Here is a 4,724-nt window from a genome sequence, read left to right as displayed (position 1 = left end):
ACCGACTTCTCCGAGTCCGACATGGGGGTCAAGCACCCTTCAGACGGTGACGACCTGGGAGCGGGCCTGGGAGCGATTCACCCCTCTTCCTGGACTCACCGGCCGATGCTCAGGCGTGTCATCTCTCCCCCACTTCGCGGGAGGTACCCCCTCCACCAACAGCATCGAGACTGCGAGCTACCAGCTGCGCAAAGATCACCAATGAACCGCGGCCACTTCCCCTCCGATGAGGCGGTGATCAAGCTGCTGTGGCTGGCGATCTGCGACACCTGTGGACAAGCGAGCCCGAGAACGCGACAAGGAGAAAGGACTGCCAGCATCCAAGCGCAGGGCCAAGGGCAAGCTCGTCGAAGGACAGATCACCACCGACTGGAACAAGGCCCTGGCCCAGCTCACCACCGCCTACCCCGACCGAATCAACCCCTACCTGTAAAACGCTTACACAGAAAACTGGACAGGTCCGGCCCCCGGGTGACCTGGAGGCGCACTTCCACTGGGCCGGGGACGCCTTTACGACGGCCAGGTCATCGACACCATCACCCCCAAGCGGGGCTCCAGGAGCCAGCGCGACGTCAGCAGGCGTCATGAGCCGGTGTGGGACCCGGACACCCATCCAGGCTCGTGGAGAGCGGTATGGGTCTACTCCAAGCGCCGTGCGGCCCGCGACAACCAGCCCCTCACAGCCCAGGCCAACCGCGCCCGGGCCGTCATCGCCGGTGAGAAGCGTCCCAAAGGCACGCGGTTCGTCACCGCCCACGCCGGTGACGCCACCTTGGATGAGGCCTCCATCGCCAGGGCCAGGTCCCTGGTAGGTCTCAAGGGCTACGTCACCTTTCGTCCCCGCGCATCTGATGGACGCTGGTGAGGTCGTCGCCTCGTATCACGAGCTGTGGCACGCCCAGGCAGTCCTTTTCGGATGAGCAAGCACGACCTGAGGGCCCGCCCCGTCTTCCACCACACCCGTGACGCCATCGAGGCTCATCTGACCGTGGTGATGGCATCCCTGGCCCTAGCCCGCTACCTCCAGGAGGCCACCGGGATCAGCATCAAACGCGTCATCCGCACCCTCAAACCCCTCCAGGACGTCACCATCAACCTCAACGACCATGAGATAACTTCCCACCCCCAAATCACCCCAAACGCAGCCAGCATCCTCAAATCCCTACAGACCCCAGGGCACTAAGGCGTCATGAGTCAGGCCAAACCACCATCGACCTGGGCCTTCTTGACCCAGATACGTAGAGCCTTGGGGTGAACACCCAGCTCCTCGCCGAATCCTACGGATCGCGCCCTTGGCCCACGCAGGGTCAGCCAACGCCTCCAACGCCCGTCCTCGTGGCTCGCTCGCGCAGCTCATCGGGGTACTTCCTTAAAGTCCCATGACAGCGATCCTTCCGTGTCGTCACTGCCTCCATCAAACCCAGGGCGATTCACTTCTTCGAGGGAGACAAGAACACCTCGGCCCGGCGCCCAGCGCCCTTCATCGTGCCAGCACCACTATCACTCATCGCACCCCCTCCCCAGGTGCCACGAAGGCCCTACCGATACGGTCTGATCATCACCCCAAAACCAGACACAAACGCTGCATCAAGCCATCACCGGGGTGCACGTAGGCGTAGCCCATCACCGGTCTGCGGCTGGCCAGGCTACGGGCCTTGTCTGGGGTGGGCGCGCTTGCGCGCGCCCTGGCGCGCACCGACGTAGCGCCATCCACCACCATCAGGGATGTTGCCGATCTTCTTGACATCGACATGGATGAGACAACCGGGGTAGGGGTGCTCGTAGCGGCGTACGACCCTCAGACGAGCACGCGGGGTCAAGGCTGCGTTAGCGTGGGACATGAGGAGAGCACCTTTCGTGTCCGGCTGATGGGAACTGCAACCCCTCCACTCAACCAACCCAAGACGCTCTCCTCACCTCAAAGACTCAAATCACACCCCCTCAACCAACCCTCCCGACCAGTACAGCTAGAGGCAGGTAGGTGATGTCGCCGATGTACCTACGATTGGGGGTCGGATCCGTGAAGTCACGTTTGAGCAGGTCGAGGCGCCTGGCACTGGCCCGATTCGGCACGGTGGTACGCACCTGGCGCCGTCAACGGTAGCCGGCGATACCCGCGGTGCGCATCAGTCGGACGACCCGTTTACGATTTACCTGTACGCAGTCCTCCGGGGCGGCCTCATTGAGGGCGGCGCTGATCCTGGACGAGTCCCTCCTGTGAGTTTCATTGTGCTCTTGGATCTCAGGTACTTTCATGTGTATGATGCTATCATGACTATGCGTGTATCTGTTCTTCGCGGACAGAACTTTCTTCGGCATTCGGCGATAGCGGAGCGTATCGTTCAAGTGGCCAATCCAATTTCGTCTCATATCTGCGTTGATATTGGTGCAGGCACGGGAATCATCACAAGAGCATGCCTTGCGGCAAACTATCAGGTTATGGTCATTGAGATTGATGATCGTTTGTTCGCTAGGTTGCAAAAAAAATTTAGTGACAATCCGCGGGTGAAGCTGTTTCATGAAAGTCTTACTACGGTGTCGCTACCACAGCAGCCTTTCTCTATAACGTCAAATCCTCCCTTCAATCAGTCTACAGAAATATTCCGTCGCTGGGTATTGAATAAATATTTCCAGTCTGCCGCAATCGTCACACAACATCAGTTTGCCAGGAAGATGGCTGGCGACTTCGGTGCAACTAAAATTTCTACTGCACTATCTCCATTTCGTAAAATAACTGTTTCTGAAGTACTCCCTAAAAGCATATTCCACCCCCGACCCAATGTCCCAGTAAGCATGACTCATGTTGAATGCATTGAAAATCCCATAATACCCTGGTCGGAGCGAAAAAAGTATTGGTTGCTAGTCAATTACTTGTTTGAATGCGGCCCCACGACAGTAAGAAAAATATTAACTCTTTTAAATATTTCAAATATACCAAAACATATTGGTGAATACCGTCTACGAGACCTGCACCCTCAGCAGGTTGTGGATTTATACAGGATTGTCGACACTCCTGCCGCATGGAAAAGAATACGGTCATTTGATCGCCAACTACCCGAAAATCGACGTTTACGATTTGGTGTTGATTGAGGCTTATTTATGGGGTGTATGTGAATATGAGTCAGAGGACTGCTGCGATGGCTACCGGGAAGGTTTCTAGCGGTCTTCTGTAGCCGGTGTGTAGGATTCTTCTGTGATGTCTCGGGATTTGGGCGACGGTTGGGTCTTCTTGAGTCCGCGTCCGCCTCGGGAGTTGGTGGGGTCGGGGCCGTGGGTGGAGACGTAGGTTACGCCGGGCGCGGGTCAGCTGTGTTGGACCAGGCCCCGGGGCGCAGGGGGGTCGGCGAACTTGGTTTAGGGGGTTGGTTGGGTCAGTAGTCTGATGGCTCGTGTGGGTCGTCTTGATAGGGATCTGGTGGTGGTTGCGATAGAGGCTCTGGTGCCGTGGAAGAGGCGGATGAGGCTGATGGCCAGATTTCTAAGGTGGTCATGATTTCGGAGCCGTTGCGGGTGCGCAGCTGGTGGCGGTCCTCGCCCGGGACCATGTCTCTGACCGACGTGGAGACGGTTCTCTATCCCCCAAGTGCCCGCGGATCCAGGCCGCGACGACTTCGGGCTGGGCGTCGGTCATGGGCAGGGAGCAGATCAGGTAGACCAACTCCACCGACTTGCTCCTGGCCTTGCGGTTCTTGGTGGTGCGGGTGCGTCGGACCTGGACCACCTGGGCAGCTGCAGGAAAGTCCACCCACCTGGGGGCCTCAATCGCCTTGACGGTGCGCCGCACCCGCCTCCCGTGAGAGGTGTCGACGCTCGAGACGGATGGGACATCCTTCCAGGGCAGGGCCTTGAGCGTCTTGCGCAAGGTCTTCTGGTTGCCCTTGACCGTCAACACGTAGTGACCACCGCGACCGCGGATCCACTCAGCGATGCCTGCCTGGGTGTGCATGGCGTCAGTGGTTACCACGGCCCCGTCCAGGTCGAGGGGCTCAAGCAAGTCCCTCAGAGCCGGGACCTCTGGTTGGACTTGTCCGCCACCCGCTGCTGGGTCAGTACAGCGCTCGTGGCGTGGTCCAAAGCACCCCGGTGATGGCTTGATGCAGCGTTTGTGTCTGGTTTTGGGGTGATGATCAGACCGTATCGGTAGGGCCTTCGTGGCACCTGGGGAGGGGGTGCGATGAGTGATAGTGGTGCTGGCACGATGAAGGGCGCTGGGCGCCGGGCCGAGGTGTTCTTGTCTCCCTCGAAGAAGTGAATCGCCCTGGGTTTGATGGAGGGGTAGTGCCCCGTAGTGTGGTGTAGCGCGGTGGTTGGGCTGCTGTTGGTGGCAGCGCGGTCACCGTGTGATCCTTCGAGGAATCTCCTACAACCCACTCGAACGGAGTCATCACGATGACCGCTCCTCATATTGTCGACCCTGAGCGTCTTCTTGGCGAGGCTCTTTCTCAGGCCTCGCCAGACCTGATGCGTAGCCTGCTGCAGACGGTGATCAACTCCCTGCTGAGCGCCGAGGCTGATGCGGTGTGCGGTGCCGAGTACGGTCAGGCCAGCCCTGAGCGCCGGGTTCAGCGCAATGGCTATCGGCACCGGGACCTGGACACCCGGGTCGGCACGATTGACGTGGCCGTCCCCAAGCTGCGCACTGGCTCGTACTTCCCCGACTGGCTGCTTGAACGCCGTAAACGGGCCGAGTCCGCACTGATCACAGTGGTTGCCGACGCCTACCT

At 59.5% G+C, this 4,724-nt stretch carries 3 protein-coding genes and 3 pseudogenes; 4 read left to right on the top strand and 2 right to left on the bottom strand.

Annotated features, from left to right (window positions below):
• Positions 1–154: 154 nt before the first annotated feature.
• Positions 155–433, top strand: a pseudogene (locus HMPREF0975_RS16955) (IS256 family transposase); the annotation flags it as partial.
• Positions 434–461: 28 nt separating this feature from the next.
• Positions 462–1,183: pseudogene (locus tag HMPREF0975_RS17400) on the top strand (IS1634 family transposase); the annotation flags it as partial.
• Positions 1,184–1,603: 420 nt separating this feature from the next.
• Here the strand turns inward: HMPREF0975_RS17400 and HMPREF0975_RS17395 are convergent.
• Positions 1,604–1,811, bottom strand: a pseudogene (locus tag HMPREF0975_RS17395) (IS481 family transposase); the annotation flags it as partial.
• A gap of 460 nt (positions 1,812–2,271) precedes the next feature.
• Between HMPREF0975_RS17395 and HMPREF0975_RS15220 the strand changes: the two are divergent.
• Positions 2,272–3,090, top strand: a complete 819-nt coding sequence (locus tag HMPREF0975_RS15220) for an rRNA adenine N-6-methyltransferase family protein (RefSeq protein WP_009234886.1) — start codon at positions 2,272–2,274, stop codon at positions 3,088–3,090.
• A gap of 397 nt (positions 3,091–3,487) precedes the next feature.
• Here the strand turns inward: HMPREF0975_RS15220 and HMPREF0975_RS14035 are convergent, their stop codons facing one another.
• The gene (locus HMPREF0975_RS14035; RefSeq protein ID WP_009234885.1) at positions 3,488–3,964 is read right to left on the bottom strand and encodes an ISAs1 family transposase; all 477 of its coding nucleotides are present in this window, start codon (positions 3,962–3,964) and stop codon (positions 3,488–3,490) included.
• A 425-nt stretch (positions 3,965–4,389) separates the two neighbouring features.
• Between HMPREF0975_RS14035 and HMPREF0975_RS14030 the strand changes: the two genes are divergently transcribed.
• On the top strand, positions 4,390–4,724 hold a 335-nt coding region (locus HMPREF0975_RS14030), incomplete at its 3' end, for an IS256 family transposase (RefSeq protein WP_009234884.1).

It is taken from the genome of Actinomyces sp. oral taxon 849 str. F0330 (assembly GCF_000239715.1).
In the GTDB taxonomy this organism is placed as follows: domain Bacteria; phylum Actinomycetota; class Actinomycetes; order Actinomycetales; family Actinomycetaceae; genus Actinomyces; species Actinomyces johnsonii.
The sequence above is the reverse complement of the archived record's forward strand: the minus strand, read 5'-3'. Positions and strand labels throughout refer to the sequence as shown.

Excerpts from the sequence above, each read along its gene's own strand:
- HMPREF0975_RS15220 (WP_009234886.1), top strand. The coding sequence starts at position 2,272 with ATGACTATGCGTGTATCTGTTCTTCGCGGACAGAACTTTCTTCGGCAT.